The 19,664-nt window shown below is 62.4% G+C and carries 18 protein-coding genes; 12 read left to right on the top strand and 6 right to left on the bottom strand.

The features are described from left to right. Nucleotides 1-14: 14 nt before the first annotated feature. On the top strand, nt 15-662 hold the full coding sequence (locus tag ABRA89_RS16580) for an MBL fold metallo-hydrolase (RefSeq protein WP_349942607.1): 648 nt from the start codon (nt 15-17) through the stop codon (nt 660-662). 6 nt (nt 663-668) lie between these two features. Here ABRA89_RS16580 and ABRA89_RS16575 read toward each other — a convergent pair whose 3' ends face one another. From ABRA89_RS16575 to nth, 4 genes are all read right to left on the bottom strand, one after another. After that, nucleotides 669-1,325, bottom strand: coding sequence for a hypothetical protein (locus ABRA89_RS16575; protein WP_349942606.1), 657 nt, complete (start codon nt 1,323-1,325; stop codon nt 669-671). A 294-nt stretch (nt 1,326-1,619) separates the two neighbouring features. Further along, a complete protein-coding gene (locus tag ABRA89_RS16570; RefSeq protein ID WP_349942605.1) occupies nt 1,620-2,699 on the bottom strand; it encodes a DUF2793 domain-containing protein in 1,080 nt (359 codons plus the stop codon). A gap of 86 nt (nt 2,700-2,785) precedes the next feature. Beyond that, nucleotides 2,786-3,460, bottom strand: coding sequence for an SDR family NAD(P)-dependent oxidoreductase (locus tag ABRA89_RS16565; protein WP_349942604.1), 675 nt, complete (start codon nt 3,458-3,460; stop codon nt 2,786-2,788). Between the two features lie 48 nt (nt 3,461-3,508). Further along, nucleotides 3,509-4,252 (bottom strand): endonuclease III, encoded by a 744-nt coding sequence (gene nth, locus ABRA89_RS16560; RefSeq protein ID WP_349942603.1) that lies wholly within the window; start codon nt 4,250-4,252, stop codon nt 3,509-3,511. A 92-nt stretch (nt 4,253-4,344) separates the two neighbouring features. Here nth and ABRA89_RS16555 point away from each other — a divergent pair, with 92 nt between their 5' ends. From ABRA89_RS16555 to ABRA89_RS16530, 6 genes are all read left to right on the top strand, one after another. Further along, nucleotides 4,345-4,854, top strand: coding sequence for a DUF2244 domain-containing protein (locus ABRA89_RS16555; protein ID WP_349942602.1), 510 nt, complete (start codon nt 4,345-4,347; stop codon nt 4,852-4,854). Between the two features lie 10 nt (nt 4,855-4,864). Next, complete coding sequence (locus ABRA89_RS16550; protein ID WP_349942601.1) at nt 4,865-5,707, top strand: polyphosphate kinase 2 family protein; 843 nt, start codon at nt 4,865-4,867, stop codon at nt 5,705-5,707. A 141-nt stretch (nt 5,708-5,848) separates the two neighbouring features. After that, complete coding sequence (locus ABRA89_RS16545) at nt 5,849-6,355, top strand: GbsR/MarR family transcriptional regulator (RefSeq protein ID WP_349942600.1); 507 nt, start codon at nt 5,849-5,851, stop codon at nt 6,353-6,355. Then, the gene (locus ABRA89_RS16540) at nt 6,352-8,007 is read left to right on the top strand and encodes an efflux RND transporter periplasmic adaptor subunit (protein WP_349942599.1); all 1,656 of its coding nucleotides are present in this window, start codon (nt 6,352-6,354) and stop codon (nt 8,005-8,007) included. The genes ABRA89_RS16545 and ABRA89_RS16540 overlap by 4 nt, the downstream gene beginning before the upstream one ends. Further along, the gene (locus ABRA89_RS16535; RefSeq protein WP_349942598.1) at nt 8,004-11,207 is read left to right on the top strand and encodes an efflux RND transporter permease subunit; all 3,204 of its coding nucleotides are present in this window, start codon (nt 8,004-8,006) and stop codon (nt 11,205-11,207) included. Before ABRA89_RS16540 ends, ABRA89_RS16535 begins: the two co-directional genes overlap by 4 nt. A gap of 363 nt (nt 11,208-11,570) precedes the next feature. Next, nucleotides 11,571-11,765, top strand: coding sequence for a hypothetical protein (locus ABRA89_RS16530; protein ID WP_349942597.1), 195 nt, complete (start codon nt 11,571-11,573; stop codon nt 11,763-11,765). Here the strand turns inward: ABRA89_RS16530 and ABRA89_RS16525 are convergent. Beyond that, complete coding sequence (locus tag ABRA89_RS16525) at nt 11,762-12,658, bottom strand: SDR family NAD(P)-dependent oxidoreductase (protein ID WP_349942596.1); 897 nt, start codon at nt 12,656-12,658, stop codon at nt 11,762-11,764. The genes ABRA89_RS16530 and ABRA89_RS16525 overlap by 4 nt on opposite strands. Then, entirely contained in the window at nt 12,655-13,866 is a 1,212-nt protein-coding gene (gene queG, locus ABRA89_RS16520) for a tRNA epoxyqueuosine(34) reductase QueG (protein ID WP_349942595.1), read from the bottom strand. The genes ABRA89_RS16525 and queG overlap by 4 nt, the downstream gene beginning before the upstream one ends. Nucleotides 13,867-14,063: 197 nt before the next feature. On the opposite strand from queG, the gene ABRA89_RS16515 reads away from it, so the two are divergent. The 5 genes from ABRA89_RS16515 to ABRA89_RS16495 all read left to right on the top strand — a co-directional run bounded on the left by ABRA89_RS16515 (nt 14,064) and on the right by ABRA89_RS16495 (nt 19,517). Further along, nucleotides 14,064-14,669 carry a YceI family protein gene (locus tag ABRA89_RS16515; protein WP_349942594.1) on the top strand — a complete coding sequence of 202 codons (606 nt, stop codon included), beginning with the start codon at nt 14,064-14,066 and terminating at the stop codon, nt 14,667-14,669. Nucleotides 14,670-14,799: 130 nt separating this feature from the next. Next, nucleotides 14,800-16,158: a cytochrome b/b6 domain-containing protein gene (locus ABRA89_RS16510; RefSeq protein ID WP_349942593.1), complete on the top strand. Its 1,359-nt coding sequence runs from the start codon at nt 14,800-14,802 to the stop codon at nt 16,156-16,158. A 36-nt stretch (nt 16,159-16,194) separates the two neighbouring features. Further along, nucleotides 16,195-16,611 carry an acyl-CoA thioesterase gene (locus tag ABRA89_RS16505; protein ID WP_349942592.1) on the top strand — a complete coding sequence of 139 codons (417 nt, stop codon included), beginning with the start codon at nt 16,195-16,197 and terminating at the stop codon, nt 16,609-16,611. Between the two features lie 172 nt (nt 16,612-16,783). Next, on the top strand, nt 16,784-18,229 hold the full coding sequence (locus tag ABRA89_RS16500; RefSeq protein WP_463671309.1) for a glutamine synthetase family protein: 1,446 nt from the start codon (nt 16,784-16,786) through the stop codon (nt 18,227-18,229). Between the two features lie 4 nt (nt 18,230-18,233). Further along, complete coding sequence (locus ABRA89_RS16495; RefSeq protein WP_349942591.1) at nt 18,234-19,517, top strand: NAD(P)/FAD-dependent oxidoreductase; 1,284 nt, start codon at nt 18,234-18,236, stop codon at nt 19,515-19,517. The last annotated feature ends 147 nt before the right edge of the window (nt 19,518-19,664 follow it).

The raw sequence follows: 19,664 nt of genomic DNA, 5'->3' as shown, positions 1-19,664 counted from the left end.
GAAGGAGCCGCCCCTTGGCTCAGCTCAATGCGCAGATCATTCCCGTCACCGAGTTTCAGCAGAACTGCACGTTGCTCTTCGACGACGAGACGAAGACCGGCGTCGTCGTCGATCCGGGCGGCGAGGCCGGGAAGATCAAAAGCGCGGTTGAGGCTGCGGGGGTGACGGTCGAGGCGATCTGGATCACCCACGGGCATATCGACCATGCCGGCGGGGCGGCGGAGCTTAAGGAGATGCTCGGCGTCGACATCATCGGCTCGCACAAGGACGACAAGTTTCTGATGGACAATCTCGCCGAGCAGGGAAAGATGTTCGGCCTGAAGAGCGAGATCCGCAACTGCACGCCAGACCGGTGGCTCGAAGAGGGCGACACGGTCTCCTTCGCGGGGCACGAGTTCGAGGTGCTGCACACGCCGGGCCATGCGCCCGGCCATGTGATCTTCGTCTACCGGGCGGCCAAGTTCATCATTATGGGCGATGTGCTCTTCAACGGCTCGATCGGGCGGACCGACCTGCCGGGCGGAAACCACGAGACACTGCTCGCCTCGATCCGCGACAAGGTGCTGCCGCTGGGCGACGATTTCGGCTTCCTGTGCGGCCACGGGCCCGGCAGCCGGCTCGGCGACGAGCGGCGGTCGAACCCGTTTCTTTCGGGAATGTGAGATTGATCAGTATCCGGGCGCGATGCGGATGATCTTCGAGCCGCCTCCGGTGATGATCACATCCACCCCGGACTTCGGGTAAGGGCGCTTGTCGAGACGGGCTTCCTCAATATCGATGAATTTCGGGCCCGGATTGGCGTAGCGACCGGCCCGCGCCTCGCTGAGACGTGTGCGCTTCCCCCGATTTTCGAAGACGCTTTCGCCGGTCGAGACGTAGAGAACGGAACCCTCGGCTCCGGTCGAAACCCGCGGCGTGTTCACGCTGTGCCACGCACGTTCGGCCGGCTTGCCGACGAGGCGCACGCCGCCGCGTGATTGATCGGCGGTGTCGAAATAGCGCGTGACATCCCGCGCCGGCACGGTGATCTCGCTCGAAATGCCGCCGCCATCTTCCAGGAATTCCTCACGCTCGGAGGTGTAGACCTCAGCGCCGCCGGAGACTCCGCCCCCATCTTCCAGGAATTCCTCTTCCTCGGATGTAAAGGTCACCGTCTCGTCGTCGGAAATGCCCCCGCCGCCCGCGAGGAATTCGTCCTCGGTATCGAGGCCGATCTCATCGCCGGTTTGTATGCCGCCGCCGTCTTGCAGAAAGTTCTGCTGCGCGAGGGCGGAAGTTGCGAGACAAAGGCCGAGGGCCGTGGTGACGGTGAATATGCGCCGCATGGGACAAACTCCTTAACGAAACGTTAAATGGTGTTTGCCCGATGACAGCAAGGGTTATGCCAACGGCCGCCGCAAGGAGCATAAGGTCTGTCTGGAGCACCGTCGCAATTATAGAGCTGCGAGCGCGAAGCCGCGCAGTTCAGGCTTCGTTAACTGTGATTGCGGGTTACGGCAGCTGCAAAAGCAGCATTGGCCATTCGCGACGAGCCACGGAAGTGATGTCCCGATCCTGGCGTCCCAGAATCGGGCACATGTCTCAGACAGGGACAAAGAGCGGCTTCACACCCATCGAGTTCAGCCAGAGTGGCCGATCCGGTGTGCGAAGATGCGGGTCTTTGCGTCGAGCGCCCGGTTCGCACCGGCGTAGTGGGTCCCTTGGAAGCCGAACACCTCGCCGGCTGTACAGACCGCGAGGACGCTCAGATGGACGGTATCGAAGGACGAGCCGCCGGCCTGCGCGCGGGCATAGGCCGCGCCATTGCGCAGAAGCTCGACGGAAAACCCCGGGGCGGACGCCGCCAGCGAGCCGGAAAAGCCGAACGACCAGAGCCCCGCGCCCTTCGGGCCGATCGTCAGCTGGCCGCCCGAAAAACTGCTGTCGCCGAGATTGGCGTATTCACTGGTAAAGCCGGAAAGGTTTGTCGGTGTCGCATCAGGCAGCGTGTCGGAGCCGTCCGAGACCGCGATCAGCGAGACCGCCTTTGTGGCCGGCAGGTCGACGGCGCCACTCGCACGGTCGACGACGAGGGCATCGTGATAGCTCCCGCCATCTGGCGTGACCTTGATGCGGAAATCGTCGTCGCCGTAAAGGCCCATCAGGGCGCGGGTCGAATAGCCGTCCTGAAAGTTGAAACCGGCGGCGTTCTCGCTCCCGGCCTTGTTGAACGTACCGAGAACCGAGCCATTGCCGGAGCCGGAAACGTCATCGTGGGAGAAGAGAAGGGCGTTCGATTTGACGACCAGCCGGTTGTAGTCGTCGGCATCGCTGTTCACTCCGAATCTAGGGGCAGTCAGCTGCGGCTCGCCCGCGCTCGCGAACGGGTCCACGGTCCAGCCGGCGCCATCGTAGACGAGCGCGGCATTTTCCTCCGCGACATAGGCGATCCAGCCGGCACGCGGCTGATAATAGGCCCATGCGCCATCCTGAAACGCCGCGATTTCGCCCGCGCGGTCCTGCCATTCCCCGCTTGCGCCGTCCGCAACGATATGGCGCTCACCCTCGGCCGGCGTACCGGGCGGATCGGCCCGGTCGCGGGCGAGAACGCCCAGCTGAACGATCGCATCGAGCATCCGCAGCGCTTCGTTATGGGTCACATGCTTCTGCGCCTGGGATGGCGCGATCATGGGAAGCGAAAGGAGATTGGTATTGAACATCAGGAAAACCCTCGGACGTGGTGACGTCTCCAAAGGTTAGGCCGGGTCTTTGCGCCCGTGGATAAGTCGGCGGGCTTCCCTGATTTTCAGTGCTCGTAGATCATCTTGCGGGTCATGCCGCCGTCCAGCGTCATCACCTGCCCGGTCATGAAGCCGGCACCTGAGAGGTAGAGAACCGCCTCCGCGATATCCTCGGGCCGGCCGACGCGGCCGACCGGATGCTGGGCGTGGTCCTTTTCCCGCAAATCGTCGCTTCCCGAAATCCAGCCGGGCGCGATGCAGTTGACGCGAATCTTCGGGCCGAGACTAACGGCCAGCGACTGGGTGAAGCCGAAGAGCCCGCCTTTCGAAGCGCCGTAGGCCTCCGTTTCTGGCTCCGCCATGAAAGCGCGGGTCGAGATCATGTTCACGATCGAGGCGCCTGGGCCCATCAGCGGCACCGCCGCGCGCGTCATCAGGAAGGCGCCGGTCAGGTGGCTTTCGGTGATCGCGCGCCAACCGTCGAGCGAGAGTTTCTCGATCGGTCCGGTCTCGGGTCCCGACTTGCCGGCATTGTTGACGAGAAGGTCGAGCTCGCCCCAGCCGAGTTCGTCGAACGCAGCTCCGACCGACTCTTCGTTGGAAACGTCGCATCGGATGAAGCGCGTCCCCTCGCCTTCTTCGAGGTCGAAGGAAACGACCTCCCAGCCGTTCGCCGCCAGCGTCTTGCAAATACCGGAGCCGATGAGGCCGGCCCCGCCCGTCACGATTGCTTTCTTCATAGGCACCGAGATAGGGCGCGGCGACACGCAAGCTAAGCCGAGAAATATTCAGCCGGCGGCCGGCCGGTCCCAGGCTTTCAATTCGGCGGGGATATCGGTTGTTTTTTCCGCCGCCTTGCAGAGATCGGCGATGACACAGGCCTCGCAATCGGGCTTGCGTGCCTTGCACACATAACGGCCATGCAGGATCAGCCAGTGATGGGCGTGCCGACGATAGGGCTGCGGTATGACCGCGAGCAGCCTCTCCTCCACCTCGTCCGGCGTCTTGCCCGGCGCGATCTTCAACCGGTTCCCGATCCGGAAGATGTGTGTATCGACGGCGAGTGTCTCCTCGCCGAATGCGGTGTTGAGGACGACATTGGCCGTCTTGCGGCCGACGCCTGGAAGCGCCTCCAGCGAGGCGCGGTCGTGGGGCACACCGCCGCCGTGGTCGGCGACGAGCACCTGCGACAAGGCAAAGACGTTCTTCGCCTTGTTGCGATAGAGTCCGATCGACTTGATGTGCTCGCGGATCGCTTCCTCACCGAGCGCCGCCATAGCCTCGGCATTGTCGGCGGCAGCAAAGAGGCCACGCGTCGCCTTGTTCACGCCGGCGTCTGTCGCCTGCGCCGACAGAACAACAGCAACGAGAAGCGTGAAAGGGTTGGAATGTTCGAGTTCCGGCTGCGGCTCGGGCCGCTGTACGGCGAAACGCCGGAAAATTTCCGTTATCTCGTCCTTCGAATAGGGGATGCGCGGCCTGCGCTTGCGAGGCTTGGCGGCGGCCTTCGGCGCAGATTTCGTCTTGCTCACGCGTTTCTAACCCTGCGTCGCTTTACCGGCCTTGATTCCGCCGGGACCTAGGTCGATCTTATCGCCCACGCTACTTCTTAGGAACCGCGGGAATGGATGACAATTCTCACCGCGCCGGGCCTCATATGGCCGATGCGGACAAGCCGATCTTCGAAGCGCTCCTGACGCCCTACCGGTCGCTCGGGCCGCGAGGCTTTGCCGTCACCATGACGCTGTTCGGAGCGGTCTGCCTCGGTGCCGGCATTTTGTTCGCCTCGCAGGGCGCATGGCCGGTCTTCGGCTTCCTTGGGCTCGACGTCGTCATTCTCTACTTCGCCTTCAAGCTGAGCTATCAGGCCGGCAAGGCACGCGAAGAGGTGTCGATCTCGCGTTCGGAACTCGCGATCCGCAAGATTTCGCCTCATGGGCGGGTGCGCGAGGCCCATTATCAACCTGCTTGGACCAAGTTCCACGTCAAGCGCATGGAGGATGTCGGCATCCTGAGGATGGACGTCGCGAGCCAGGGCCGCTCGACCGAGATCGGCCAGTTCCTCAATCCCGACGACCGCGAGAGCTTCGCCAAGGCATTCGGCGAGGCCCTCGGCATCGCAAAACGGGGCTGATGACATCTCAGTGACCCTGATCGATGAAAAGCCAGCCTACAACCTCCCGCTTCACGCGGTCGATCTCGACCGGAAGCTGGCGAAGGACGTCTACGAGCCGAGACTGGCAGAACTCCAGACCCAGCTGATGCGCATTCAGCAGGCTTACATGGCTTCCGGCTCCGCGGGCGTCATCGTCTTCGAAGGATGGGACGCGTCCGGCAAGGGCGGCACGATCCGCCGGATGTCGTCCGCTCTCGATCCGCGCAGCTACAAGGTCTGGCCGATTGGCGCTCCGCGCCCCTATCACAAAGATCGGCACTATCTCCTCCGCTTTATGGAGCGCATGCCCCCGCGCGGCGCGATCTCCGCTTTCGACCGATCCTGGTACGGGCGCGTTCTCGTCGAGCGGGTCGAAGCGCTGACGCCGGAAACGCGCTGGCGGCAGGCTTACCGGGAGATCACCGACTTCGAACGGATGTTGATCGACGACGGCGTCAGGATCGCCAAGCTGTTCTTCCACGTCTCGCCAGACGTCCAGCTGCGACGCTTCGAGCAAAGGCTGCGCGACCCACTGAAGCGCTACAAACTGTCGCTGGAGGATTTTCGCAACCGCAATCGCTGGGCCGATTACGAAGCGGCGGTCGACGAGATGGTCGAGAAGACAGGCACGGACGCAGCACCGTGGCGCATGATTCCGGCAAACGACAAGAAGTTCGCGCGCATCGCTTCGATGCAGGAGATCGTCGACAAGCTCGGCACCGGCCTCGATCTCCGCCCGCCTAAGCTGGACGCCGAAATCCTGGCCGCCGCGCGCGACCATCTCACCATCGATCCGGAGCTTGAGAAAAGCCTGACGGATCAGGCAGAATAGGCGGATTTGAAGCGAGACGTATCCCCCAAAGCCCGCCTGCCTGCCGCACTTTTGCTGCACTGCAATAATTCGTTCAGTCTTCACTGAATAATATTTCTGTTCAGTCTTGATTAAACGGAGACGCAGCCGTAGCTACAAGCTATGAACCAGACACCGGCTGCTACCAGTTTTAGAACCGAGCTTTCCTGCGAGGACGCTTGCGGGCGCTTCATCGAGCGGATGGGCGAGCATATGGAGATGGAGGGCATGCCTCGCATCGCCGGGCGGCTGTTCGGCCTGCTACTGGTTGATCCGGGACCGGTCAGCTTTTCCAATCTTGCCGAACGTCTCGGCGTGAGCCGTGGATCGGTCTCCACCAATGCCCGGCTTCTGGAAGGCAAGGGACTGATCGAGCGGGTCTCCGTCGAAGGCGAGCGGCAGGATTTTTTTCGCCTCGCCGACAGACCCTTCGTCAACATGATCCACGGTATCGCCGCACGAATGCGCGAGACCATGACGCTGATAGACGAAGGCTGCCGGGACTGCGGCGGGCCGGCGATCAATGACGGTGTCCTCGCGACCCGCGATTTCTTCGCCGAAGCCGCCGCAAACCTCGAAGAACTTGCAGGTCGCCTTGCGGAGCGATGCGTTCGGGGGACAAGCCGATGATGGAACCGGACGCACATACCCTCTCCGTAAACCACGACAGGAAGCGGCACGGAATGGGGCAATCCTCATCGTCGACGACGGCCGTGGAGCCGTCCAGCAGTCGACATGGAGAGCCGAAGGAGCCGCGCTCGAAAGCCGGCTGGCTTGCCCTGCTTTTCGTCGTTGCTCTCGTGGGCTGGATGGGCTCCGGCTACCTCGGAGGAGATACGGGCGAGACCGTGGCCGAAGCACCGCGTGAAAAGGCCATGGAGCCGTTCACGGTCGAAGCGTTCGAATCGAAGGCCCAGCCGGTCACACAGTTCGTATCGGCCGAAGGCCAGGCGAAGCCCGATCGGCAGACGCCGGTGCGCGCCAAGACCGGCGGCACCATCGAGGAGATCGTCGCGCGAAAAGGGCAGTTCCTCAACGAAGGCGACATCATCGCGCGGATCGCGCTCGCGGATCGCAGCGCACAGATCGCGCAGGCCGAAGCCGAACTCAGCCGTCGTCAGGGCGAGTTCGATCGCGTCAGCGGTCTTGTCGAGCGCGGCTATTCCACACGCGCGGAACTGGAAGCAGCTGAAGCCGAACTGGCCGTCGCGCGCGCTTCCCTCGCCTCGATCCGCCAGACGCAAGGAGATACGGATATCCGCGCGCCGATCACCGGTGTTCTGGAAAACTTCGATCTCGATCTTGGCGAATTCATCGCCGCCTCGGCGGAGGTCGGAACCCAGGTGGACAACGATCCGCTCACGGTCGAGGTGCAGGTCGCGCAGCAGAGCATCGGTCGGATCAAGCTCGGCCAGACCGCGCAGGTGAACTTCATTACAGGCGCGACCCGTCAGGGCGAAGTCACCTATGTTTCTAGCAACGCCAATGCCTCGACGCGCACCTTCCCGATCGAGATTACGATACCCAATCCGGATCGCGACATTCCGGCCGGCATTTCCGCCGAAGTCCGCATTCCGGTGGGCGAAACTCCGGCCCATTTCCTCTCGGCCGCGATCCTCGCGCTCGGTCCCAATGGCGAACTCGGCATCAAGGCGGTCGATGAAAATTCGAAAGTGAAGTTCTATCCCGCCCAACTCGTGCGCGCGGAAACCGACGGCATCTGGGTCGACGGACTGCCCGAAACCGTCCGCATCATTTCGGTCGGCCAGGGATTCGTCTCGGACGGTGAAGCGGTCAACGCCGTTGCCCCCACCGGCAATGGCCCGGACATCGAAACGCCCGCAGACGCGCCACCCCAGCCGGAATTGCCCAATCTCTCGGCCGATGCAGGCGGAAGCGAGACCGGCTCCGGCCTGATGGCGGAGGGCGATACGGATGCGCAGACCGGGGACAATCAGGTCGTCGCCTCCAACGCAGCCGAAGCCGGAGCGACGGACGGCAGCGGCGATTCGGCAGGCACCACATTCCTGGACCAAGCCAATTTCGCGGCTCAGGCAGCTTCCGAAGGAGAGCCGCCGCAAGCTCTCGTCCGCATGGCGCAGGAAGCGCTCAATACGCTCGGTTATGAGGCTGGTCCGACGGATGGGCTGATGGGTGCATCGACCCGCGACGCCATCCGCGCCTTTCAGGAAGATAACGGCCTCAAAACCACTGGAACGCTCAGCGCAGCCTTCGCCTCCGCGCTTAGGCAGGCCCTCGCGGCTGGGGCAGGCCGATCATGAATGCGATCATCGACGCGGCTTTCGACCGCTCGCGAACCGTTCTTCTTTTTCTGGTTCTGATCATTCTGGCCGGCACGGTCGGCTATCAGTCGATTCCGAAGGAGTCCCAGCCCGACATCCCGATCCCGGTGATGTACGTCTCGACCGTTCTGGAGGGCATATCGCCGGAGGACGCCGAACGGCTGATGGTGAAGCCGCTGGAAACCGAGCTCTCCTCGCTCTCCGGTCTCGACGAGATCGAGGGGCATGCCTATGAGGGCTTCGCCTCGGTGCAGCTCACCTTTGAGGCAGGCTTCGATGCGGACGAGGCCCTGACCGACGTCAAGGACGCGGTCGACCGGGCGAAGCCCAATCTGCCGCAGGAAGCCGAAGAGCCGACCGTCAACGAGGTGAACACCTCGCTCTTTCCAATCGTCACCATCGTTCTGTCCGGCCCCGTGCCGGAGCGCACGCTGGTCAATTTGGCGAGCGAGCTCCAGGACGATCTGGAATCTGCGCCCGGCGTGCTCGAAGTCGATATCGGTGGCGATCGCGACGAGCTGATGGAAGTTCTGATCGATCCGACCGTTTTCGAAACCTACGACATTTCCTTCGACGCACTGTTGGACCAGCTAAGCCGCAACAACCGGCTGATCGCGGCCGGCGCGATCGATACAGGCGCGGGCCGGATCGTCCTCAAGGTGCCGGGCCTCATCGAGGACGTGACGGACGTGCTCGACATGCCGATCAAGGTCGATGGCTCGACGGTGCTGACCTTCAAGGACGTCGCAGTCGCGCGGCGGACCTTCCAAGATCCCGAGGGCTTTGCCCGGATCGACGGGCAGCCCTCGCTCGCGCTGGAGGTCAAGAAGCGCTCCGGAGCCAACATCATCGAGACGGTCGACGCGGCGCGCCGCATCGTTGCCCAGCATCAGGAAGCCTGGCCCGATACGCTCAGCGTCCAGTTCCTGCAGGACGAGTCCGAGCAGGTCGTCTCCATGCTGACCGACCTCGAAAACAACGTCATCTCGGCGATCGTCCTCGTCATGATCGTCATCGTGGCGGCGCTCGGCCTCAGAACATCCATTCTCGTCGGACTGTCGATTCCGGGCTCTTTCCTCGCCGGTATCGCGATCCTTTGGATGGCCGGCTTCACGATGAACATCATCGTTCTGTTCTCGCTGATTCTCGTCGTCGGCATGCTTGTCGACGGTGCGATCGTGACGACGGAGCTTGCCGATAGGCGATTGCTTGAGGGTGCGAGCCCGCGCGATGCCTATCGCCATGCCGCCAAGCGCATGGCCTGGCCGATCATCGCCTCGACCATCACCACCCTCGCCGTCTTCCTGCCGCTGCTCTTCTGGCCCGGCATCGTCGGCGAGTTCATGAAGTTCCTGCCGCTCACCGTCATTATCACGCTGACGGCCTCGCTCGCGATGGCACTGGTTTTCATCCCGGTGCTCGGTGGCGTCATCGGCAAGGCCCAGCCTATGCCGAAGAAACAGCGGGAGGCCCTTGAGGCCGCCGAAACCGGCGATCTTTCGACGATCCGCGGTGCGACCGGCATCTATCTGAAGGTTCTCAATGCGGCGCTCAAAGGACCGTTCGCGACGCTCGTCATCGCACTCACCATCCTGATCGGTGCATTCTACGGCTATTCCCAGTATGGGCGCGGCGTCGAATTCTTCCCCTCGATCGAACCGGAATTCGCCCAGGTCCAGATCCGGGCGCGCGACAACTTCTCGATCTTCGAGAAGGACGCTCTGGTGCGGCAGGTCGAGAACCGTCTGCTCGACCTCGACGAGGTCAATAGCGTCTATGCGCGGACCTTGAGTGAAGGCTCCTCCCGCCAGCTCGGCGCAGATGTCATCGGCACGGTCCAGCTCGAACTCGACGAATGGAACGAGCGACGCAAGGCGACCGAGATTTTCGAGGACGTCCGCGGTCTTACCGCCGATATTCCGGGCATCACGATTCAGGTCCAGCAGGAGCAGAACGGGCCGGCCTCCGGCAAACCGATCAACGTGAAGCTCAACGGCACGGATCTTCAGTCGCTGTCGAATGCAGTGGCTCAGGTGCGCGCGGAAATGGCCGATATCGGTGGCTACACCAACGTCACCGATACGCGTCCTCTGCCCGGCGTCGAATGGCAGATGAGCGTCGACCGTGAGGAAGCCGCGCGTTATGGCGCCGACGTCTCGCTTCTCGGACAAGCGGTGCAGCTTTTGACGCGCGGTATCGAAGTGTCCGACTACCGGCCCGATGATGCGAGCGGCGACGGCGAAGTGCCGATCCGCGTGCGCTTCCCGGCGGGCGACCGAACACTGGAGCGGCTCGAAGACCTGCGTATTCCGACAAGTCAGGGCCTCGTGCCGATCCGCAACTTCGTCTCGTTCCAGCCCTCGCCCAAGGTCGGAACGATCATCCGTATCGACCAGCGCCGCGTGATGACGATTGAGGCCGATGCGGCCGAAGGCCTGCTTGTCGACGATCAGGTGCAGAAACTGACCCAACGGCTGGAGGAAATGGACCTGCCACCGGGCGTCGACTACTCCTTCGGCGGCGAGGCCGAGGATCAGGCCGAGGCTGCGAGCTTCCTCGGCGGTGCGTTCGCCGTGGCGCTGTCGCTGATGTTCATCGTGCTGGTGACGCAGTTCAACTCGCTCTATCAGGCCTTCCTCGTCATGAGCGCGATCGTGTTCTCGACAGCCGGCGTATTTTACGGGTTGTTGATCACCGGCCGCCCCTTCGGTGTCGTCATGGGTGGCATCGGCGTGATCGCGCTCGCCGGCATCGTCGTGAACAACAACATCGTTCTGATCGACACGTATAACGATCTTCGCCGACAGGGGCAGCCACCGCTGGAAGCACTGCTGCGCACTGGTGCCCAGCGCCTGCGGCCGGTCTTCCTGACCTCGGTCACGACCGTTCTCGGGCTCGTGCCGATGGTGGTGGGAGCCAATGTCGACTTTCTGAACCGGACGATCGAATTCGGCGCTCCGTCGACCCAATGGTGGACCGAACTCTCGGCTTCGATCGCGGGCGGTCTCACGTTTGCGACCATCCTGACACTTGTCCTGACGCCCGCGCTTCTGATGCTTGGCGAGAGCGTCGTTGCCTGGGCGAAACGCAAACGCGGACATGATGCCCCGAGCCCGCGGCTCGGCGATCCGCTGGGTCGCCGGCGGCCGAAAGGTGGCGAGATCGTTCCGGCCGAATGAGTCAGAACAGTCCCGGCGGCCCCTAAGCCGCCAGGACTGTTCGTTTTCTCGGACAGCGAACTCCCAAAGTCGAACCAGTTTCAGGCATTCTGTACTTCACTCCGACAGGGACGGGAGCAGGTCGAAAGTTCCGAAAGGTCAGATTCGCCTCAATATTGCGATCGTCCCATAGGTCTTTGCTTGGCATAGGAAGAGCAAGTATTTGCCACATGGCCCGACGCCGCGCATCTTGCGGGGGAGCCTGCTGCCAAGAGTCCGCGGACCTGATCGAATGAGTCGAGGGCAGCAAGACGCACTCTGGGAAGGGACATGACGTCCGGCGACCGGCTCGCGCCCGACGATCTCAAGATGAGGTCATCGAAAATGAAATTGCTCGATTTCCTGACTCTCGTCACCGCGCTCGGCGCGGCTATGACGATCGTCATGCACGGTCTTTACGACTTCAATTTTCCGGTCTGGCGGTTCGCCTATTACGAAACCGCATTCATGATGGTGCTCGCGTTTTCCTGCTTTTTCCAGTTCGCACGCGCCTTCAGTCGGCTTGGCTCCAAGGATTAGCGCGGCTTGAGCGCTTCCAGCGCCTCGCGGTAGGTCGGATAGCGGAAGCTATAACCTTCGCTCTTGATCCTGGCGTTCGAAACACGCTTGTTATCGCCGTAGAAGCTGCGCGCCATGGGTGAAAGCTCGGCATCTTCAAAGGCCGTTTCCGGCGGCGGCTCGACACCCGCAAGCTCAGCGGCGTGGGTGACCACATCCTGCGGCGGCGCTGGCTCGTCATCGGTCACGTTGAAGATGCCTCCGAGTGCCTTCTCCGCCAAGAGTTCGAGGCTACCGGCGATATCCTCCACGTGGATTCGGTTGAACACCTGACCCGGCTTGATCAGCCGTTTGGCCTTGCCGCTCTTAAGGCTCTCGAACTGATTGCGCCCCGGTCCGTAGATGCCCGACAGCCGCAGGATCGCGAGCGGTACCCCGCGCTTTTCGGCGAGCGCCTGCCAACCCTCTTCCGCCACGACGCGGGCCTTGGAACGGTCCGAGCCTGGATTGACCGGCGTCTCTTCGTCGACCCAACCGCCATCGTGATCGCCATAGACACCCACGGTCGACAGATAGCCGATCCATCGCAGATCCGGACAATCTTCGGCGATCGTCTCGGCATAGAACTTCAGCACCGGGTCGCCCTCGGGTGCGTTTGCGCCGCCGACGCGCGCTTCGGGAGGTGCCTTATGGCCGGGCGGGATGGAAACGAGGATATGAGTCGCCTCTTTCAGCGTCTCGGCGATGTCCGGCACGAAATCCTCGCCGTCGAAGATAAAAGCGGGGAAGCTTGCGGCGGAGAGGCTCTCGGCCTTTTCGAGGCTGCGGACGGTAACGCCACGCACTTGCGATGGATGAACCCGCTTGACGTAGTGCGAGGCGGAATAGCCGTATCCGAAGACGAACAGTTTCATCGGGAAGCGCCTCCATTTCCGTCGATTGCCCGCTCGTCCACTTTCGTCATTGCCGCCTGCCACTCGTCCTGAACCGTTTCGTCGGTTTCCCTATCTTGCGCGGCCCTCGCCGCCTGCAAGACGTCGCTCTCATCAGCAAGTCGGCCGAAAGCCCAGATTGCCATCGCGCGAACGATCGCGGCGGGATCATGCATGAGTTGGGCGATGCGTGGCAGAAAGCTTCGATCGCCCGAATTCCCCGCCGCGATCAGGCAATTCGAGACGAACTTGTCCCGCCCGATGCGCTTGATCGGCGAGCCGGAGAAGAGTGCGCGAAAGGCCTTGTCGTCAAGCGATAGAAGATCGTGGAGATGGGGCGCCTTCAGATCGTCTCGCGCGATCAGCTTGGCTTCGCTAGCCTGCTTGGCGAACTTGTTCCATGGACAGACCGCAAGACAGTCGTCGCAGCCATAGATGCGGTTGCCCATCTTTGGCCGGAGGTCACGCGGGATCGGGCGCTTCGTCTCGATCGTCAAGTAGGAAATACAGAGCCGCGCATCGAGCTGATATGGCGCGGGGAACGCATCCGTCGGGCAGATGTCGAGACAGGCCGAGCAGGACCCGCACCGATCGCTGACGGGCTCGTCCACCGGCAGATCGAGCGTCGTAAAGATCGAGCCGAGAAATAGCCAGGAGCCGAAATCACGCGAGAGAAGATTGGTGTGCTTGCCCTGCCAGCCGAGGCCAGCCATTGCGCCAAGGGGCTTTTCCATGACCGGAGCCGTGTCGACGAAAACCTTTGCATCATGGTCTCCGAGCCCCGCCTTACGCCCCTCTGCGACGAGACGGCCCGCAAGCTCCTTGAGCTTGCCCTTGATGACGTCATGATAATCCCGGTGCCGGGCATAGACGGAGATTCCACCTCGATCGGGCTGGTCGAGCACCGCAAGGGGGTCTTCGTCGGGGCCGTAATTCATCGCGAGAACGAGGATCGACTTCGCATCCGGCCAAAGCGACTTCGCCGAGCGGCGACGTTCCAACGTCTCCGGCATCCAGCCCATGGTGCCGTGGCGGCCAGCCTCCACGAATTCCTCAAGCCGACCACCGGCAAGCCCGTCCTGGTCGGCAGATGCAACGCCCACGGCGCAGAAACCAAGTCGGTCCGCATCGCGTTCGAGTATGGATTTCAGGCGACTCGAAACATCACGCTGAGACGAAGGACCGTTCATCTTTTGATGCCCAATTCCATTCCTGACTTATCCAATACACGGGTCTCGATGTATTTTCAGAGACCTGCCAATCTATACCGCCCAAAATATCATCAGAAAACCTGTCGATAAACAATCTGTTAGAGACGCATCTCTTGAGCATGACAGCGCGATACTCTTAGTAGGTGCGGAACGCCATACCTCAAAGGAGACCATGAATGCGTCATATCCTTCTCGCAGCTGCGGCCAGCACCCTGCTTTTCACCGGCGCGGTCAACGCGCAGTCGATCGACGTTCCGGCCGGGACCTATGTCAACGACCCGAACCACACCAACGTGCTCTGGAAGGTCAGCCATTTCGGTCTCTCGACCTATATCGGTCGCTTCGACACGATGAACGCGACGCTCGAGCTCGATCCCGAGGATGTGACCCAGTCCAGCCTCAACGCCACGGTGGATCCGGCATCGGTCAGCGTCAACTTCGAGGGTGACAAGAGCTTCGCGGACGAGATCTCGAGCGACCAGTTCCTGAATGCGGCGGAGTTCCCGGAAGCGACCTTCGTCTCCAAGTCGATCGAGGTCACCGGCGACAATACCGGCACGGTCACCGGAGATCTGACCCTTCATGGCGAGACCCATGAAGAGGTCATGAACGTCACCTTCAACACGGCGCTCAACCCGCATCCGATGACGGATCAGCCCGCAGTGGGTTTCAGCGGTGAGATGACCATCGACCGCACCAAATACGGCATCGATTATCTCGCAGGCCCGGTCGCATCGGAAGTGACGCTCGAAATCGAGGCCGAGTTCGTTCCGCAATCCTGATTTCGATTTGCATGCCCGTCGCGCCCGCTTTTTCGAGCGCGACGGCTTTCGCACACTGAATTACGGCGGGTTGACCTTGCGGTTTGCCCGCCGTTTAAGGCTGCGGCGTATGAAACAGAGAGCGTAGGCGATGAGCGCGACGAGCGAACGGGGCGCATGGCGCGCCGCTTATACCCGCTATAGCCGGGGTGCGGTCTTCCTCCACTGGATGATTGCGATCCTGATCCTCTTCAATATCGCTGGCGGCCTGGTGATGACTTCGGAGATCCTGCCGAGAGCCATCCAGTTCCCCGTTTTTCAGTTCCACAAGACGATCGGCCTTCTCGTGCTTGCGCTCACGGTTGCGCGGATCATCTGGCGCGCGACCAATCCGCCGCCGGCTCACGCACCCACCATGCCTTGGACAGAGCGCGCCGCCGCGGATGCCGTCCACTACGCCTTCTACGCTTTGATGCTGATCGTTCCGCTTCTCGGCTGGCTGGTCGTTTCGGTCTCCGATGCACAGGTCCCGACCTATCTCTTCATGCTTGAAGCCCTGCCCTGGCCCAGCCTGCCGATCCGCGAGGCAGTGACGGAAGCGACACGCGAAAGCCTCTCCGGAATCGCCGAATTCAGTCACAAATGGCTGGCTCTATCGTTTCTCGGTCTGCTCGTCCTGCATATCGGTGGGGCGCTGAAACATACGATCGTCGATCAGCTTCCGTCCTTTTCCCGGATCGGGCTCGGCCACGGGCTGACGCCGCAGAAGAGCCGGTCGGGCTCGGGTCTCTTCGCCCTCGCCGGATTTGTTGCCGTTCTCGCTGTCGGACTTCTCATCGGTCGGGGCGAGATGGTTCAGACCAGCCAGACGGCCACGAACGAGGCCGCAGGGTCGGGGGACATCTCCACAACAGAGACCACGGCAACGGCAGAGGTCGATCAGACCGCAGACACCGCATCGGCCTCTTCGGGCGCAGAAGGTTCGGACAGTGCCGGCGAATGGACGATTGATCAGGCACAGAGCACGCTCGGCTTCGAGGCGGAGTTCTCGGGTTCGCCGTTTGCCGGCGAGATCGAGGACTGGTCTGCCGACATCACGTTCTCGCCGGACGCTCTCGGCGTTGCACGGGCGGAAATCACTATCCGGACCGCTTCGATCAGCGTCGACAATTCGTTCGTCTCGCCGCAGCTCCAGAAGTCCGATGGCTTCGCGTCAGAAGAATACCCGGAAGCAAACCTCGTTCTGACCGATTTCGAGACTTCGGGTGATGGTCAAAACGCTTACACGGCGATCGGCGAACTGACGCTCAAGGGAAAGACAGAGCCCGTAACGGTACCCTTCACTTTCGAACCGCAGGAGGATGGCACAGCGCGCGTCACCGGATCGGCCACCATCGATCGCACGGCTTACGGCATCGGGGTGAAGAACGATCCGTCTGGAACCGAGCTGTCAAAGGATGTAACCGTCCGCTTCGACCTTCTCGCCAGCCGCGCCACAAGCTCATCCTAGGCGCACCACCATCGACAGCTAAAGAGACGATCCGCAATGGACGACCTGCCCCGCCTTGAAGACTTTCCCCATGTGACGACGGACAAGCTGCGCTTTGCCGACATGGACCGTCAGGGCCACGTCAACAACGTCGCTTTCATGGAGTTTTTCGAACAGGGGCGCTGCGAGGTGATCTACGATCCCGAGGACCCGCTTGCGCCGGAGGGCTGCGCCTTCGTCGTCGCCCATATCGCGATCGACTTCCTCGACGAAATGCTCTGGCCCGGCACGGTGGAGACCGGGACGCGGGTCCAGTCGGTCGGCAAGAGCTCGATCAAGGTCGAGCAGGCTCTGTTCCAGAATGGCAAGCCCTGCGCGAAGGCATTTTCGGTCGTCGTCCTCACGAATACGAGCACAAGACGCTCGACACCGCTACCGGAAGAGGCGGTCGGGAGGCTGAAGGCATTGTCCTGATTGTTGGGAAGCCTTTTACGGGCAAGCTCGAAGGGCTATGAAGCGATTGGACGAAAAACAATCGGACATCATGGCCAAGCGAGACAAGACTTCATCGCGCCCGCGCAATCCCGAAGTTTCCAAACCGCCCCGCAAACCCATGCCGGATGGCGCATCATCCGCTCCGGCGCGGATCGGACCCAAGGCGCCTCAGCTTCAACCGCGGAGGGACGTACCGGCAACGCCCGCCGCTCCCTCTCACGCGTTCTGGGAATCGAAGCGCGGCGTCGCCTCGATGGAAGACGCACGCGACTGGCTGATGGCGCGCGGCATCGACGATGTGGAATGCATCACGCCGGACCTCGCGGGCGTCGCGCGCGGCAAGATGATGCCGGCCAAGAAGTTCGTCGGCAATACCTCGCTCGCCCTCCCCTCGGCGCTTTTCATGCACACGGTCTCGGGCGAGTACCCGGAAGAAACCGGTGAATTCCGCTATTCGCCGAACGACGGCGACCTGAAGCTCGTGCCGGATCTCTCGACGCTCTGTGCGGTGCCATGGGAGACCGATCCGACTGCCCAGGTCATCTGCGATCTCGTCGACCAGACTGGCGGCCGGGTGGGCTATACGCCGCGTAACGTCCTGAAGCATGTGATGGGGCTCTACGAGGCGCGCGGCTGGAAGCCGGTGATCGCGCCGGAGATCGAATTCTATCTCGTCTCCAAGAACGCCGATCCGGACTATCCATTGACGCCGCCAATCGGACGCTCGGGCCGACAGATCCAGTCTGGCCAGTCCTATTCCATCGGCGGCGTCAACGAGTTCGACGAGCTGATCGACGACATCTACGACTATTCGGACGCGCAGGGGCTGGAGATCGACACCCTGATCCACGAGGAGGGCGCGGCGCAGCTCGAGATCAACCTGCGGCACGGCGATCCGGTGGAGCTCGCCGATCAGGTGTTCCTCTTCAAGCGGACCATTCGCGAAGCCGCGATGGCGCATGACATCTATGCAACCTTCATGGCGAAACCCATACAGGGCCAGCCGGGCTCGGCGATGCACATCCACCAGTCGATCACGGATGCCGCCACGGGGAAAAACATCTTCTCCAATCCCGATGGCGGGCCGTCCGATCTCTTCCATCACTTCATTGGCGGGATGCAGAAATACGTGCCGGCCGCGCTGATTATGATGGCCCCGTACGTGAACTCCTATCGCCGGCTCACCTACGGCATGGCCGCGCCGACCAATTGCGAATGGGGTTTCGATAACCGCACCACTGCCTTCCGCGTCCCGACCTCAGACCCCGAGGGGCGGCGCGTGGAGAATCGCCTACCCTCCTCCGACACCAATCCCTATCTCTCGATCGCGGCATCGCTGGCCTGCGGCTATCTCGGCATGGTGGAGGCGATCGCGCCATCGGAGCCGACCGAGCGGACGGCGAACGAGGACGGCGAGATTTCCCTGCCGCGCGGGCTTCTGGAAGCGGTTGCGATCTTCGAAAGCGAGAAGGCGCTGCACGAGGTGCTCGGCAAGGATTTCGTCGTCACCTATGCGGGCATCAAGCGCGGCGAGCACGAGACGTTCATGCAGGTGATCAGCCCGTGGGAGCGCGAGTTCCTTCTCTTACAGGTCTGACCGCTTGGATTACGCCGCCACCTCCCCCATCGCGCCGGGCCGATCCTATTACGAGGATACGGTCGAGCGCCGAACCTATCCGGCCCTCGAAGAAAGCCTTTCTGTCGACGTTCTCGTCATCGGCGGCGGCTTTACGGGGCTCTCGGCCGCGCTCAATCTTGCCAAGACCGGCGCAGCGGTGGCGCTTCTCGAAGCGCACCGCTTCGGCGACGGGGCGTCCGGGCGCAATGGCGGCCAGATCGGCACCGGCCAGCGGCTCTGGCCGGACGAGCTGGAACCCGACATCGGCTTCGAGAAATCCCGAGCGCTCTTCAGGCTGGCGGAGGAGGCCAAGGCGAGCCTTTTCGAGTTTCTGGAGGTCAACGACCTCGACGTCGATCTGCGCAAGGGGCAGCTCGCGGTCGCCCACAAGGCGCGCTACGTCGATGATTTCCGCGCTCAGGTGGAGGCGCTGACCGAACGCTACGATTATCTCCATGCGAGCTTCATGGATCGCGACGAGACCGCAGAGCGGCTCGGCACGAACCGCTTCTTCGGGGGCATGCGCGACACCGGCACGGCGCACCTCAATCCGCTGAAGCTCGTCGTCGGCACGGCGGCTGCTGCTGCCCGAGCGGGTGCGAAGCTCTTCGAGGCGAGCCCGGTCGAGACGCTTACCCATCGCGGCGATCGCCACATCGCGACGACCGCACAGGGCGAGGTCAGCGCGCCGAATGTGCTTCTCGCGACCAATGCCTATGGGCATGATCTATCGCCGGCGCTCGATGCCCATGTCATGCCGATCGGCTCCTTCATCGGCGCGACCGAGCCGCTCGACGACACAACGATCCTGCCAGGCGGCGAAGCCTGTCACGACTCGCGTTTCGTGGTGCGCTATTTCCGCAAGTCCCGCGACAACCGCCTGCTTTTCGGAGGCCGCGAGGCCTATACGTCGGCGACCGGCAATATCGCCCGGCATATCGAGAAACAGATCGTCGAGGTCTATCCGCAGCTGAAAGGCGTCCGCCTCACCCACGCCTGGGGCGGTCATGTGGCAATCACAATGAAGCGTATGCCGTTCGTCGAGGCGAGTTCGAACGGCCTGACGGCGATCGGCGGCTTTTCAGGCCATGGCGTGATGCTCGCCAATTTCGCCGGCCGCCTTTATGCCGAGCGGCTCGCCGGCAATCGCGATCGGCTGAAGCTTCTGGAAGAGCTGGACATCCCACCGTTCCCAGGAGGCACGAAACTGCGCGGTCCGCTGACAACGCTCGCGATGACCTGGTACGCCTTCCGGGATCGCTTCTAGCTCTCGCCCTACGGGCACCTGCGGCAAATGCAACCAGAGCCGCTCCAAATAGTTGACGCCTAAGCATTATCTTGACAGCGAAGTGTTTCGATCTCTGTCATTTCCACGCACGCTCTCCAGATGTGCATGATTGATAATCGAGGCGGG

It is taken from the genome of Fulvimarina thalattae, assembly GCF_040239565.1.
GTDB lineage: Bacteria > Pseudomonadota > Alphaproteobacteria > Rhizobiales > Rhizobiaceae > Fulvimarina.
This window is presented reverse-complemented; position numbering and strand designations above follow the sequence as displayed.

What these genes read in the sequence shown, in the direction of transcription:
- ABRA89_RS16570 (WP_349942605.1), bottom strand. Translation starts at nt 2,699, where the DNA reads ATGTTCAATACCAATCTCCTTTCGCTTCCCATGATCGCGCCATCCCAG.
- ABRA89_RS16575 (WP_349942606.1), bottom strand. Translation starts at nt 1,325, where the DNA reads ATGCGGCGCATATTCACCGTCACCACGGCCCTCGGCCTTTGTCTCGCA.
- ABRA89_RS16535 (WP_349942598.1), top strand. Translation starts at nt 8,004, where the DNA reads ATGAATGCGATCATCGACGCGGCTTTCGACCGCTCGCGAACCGTTCTT.
- ABRA89_RS16540 (WP_349942599.1), top strand. Translation starts at nt 6,352, where the DNA reads ATGATGGAACCGGACGCACATACCCTCTCCGTAAACCACGACAGGAAG.
- ABRA89_RS16545 (WP_349942600.1), top strand. Translation starts at nt 5,849, where the DNA reads ATGAACCAGACACCGGCTGCTACCAGTTTTAGAACCGAGCTTTCCTGC.
- ABRA89_RS16565 (WP_349942604.1), bottom strand. Translation starts at nt 3,460, where the DNA reads ATGAAGAAAGCAATCGTGACGGGCGGGGCCGGCCTCATCGGCTCCGGT.
- ABRA89_RS16505 (WP_349942592.1), top strand. Translation starts at nt 16,195, where the DNA reads ATGGACGACCTGCCCCGCCTTGAAGACTTTCCCCATGTGACGACGGAC.
- queG (WP_349942595.1), bottom strand. Translation starts at nt 13,866, where the DNA reads ATGAACGGTCCTTCGTCTCAGCGTGATGTTTCGAGTCGCCTGAAATCC.
- ABRA89_RS16555 (WP_349942602.1), top strand. Translation starts at nt 4,345, where the DNA reads ATGGATGACAATTCTCACCGCGCCGGGCCTCATATGGCCGATGCGGAC.
- ABRA89_RS16510 (WP_349942593.1), top strand. Translation starts at nt 14,800, where the DNA reads ATGAGCGCGACGAGCGAACGGGGCGCATGGCGCGCCGCTTATACCCGC.
- ABRA89_RS16525 (WP_349942596.1), bottom strand. Translation starts at nt 12,658, where the DNA reads ATGAAACTGTTCGTCTTCGGATACGGCTATTCCGCCTCGCACTACGTC.
- ABRA89_RS16530 (WP_349942597.1), top strand. Translation starts at nt 11,571, where the DNA reads ATGAAATTGCTCGATTTCCTGACTCTCGTCACCGCGCTCGGCGCGGCT.
- ABRA89_RS16515 (WP_349942594.1), top strand. Translation starts at nt 14,064, where the DNA reads ATGCGTCATATCCTTCTCGCAGCTGCGGCCAGCACCCTGCTTTTCACC.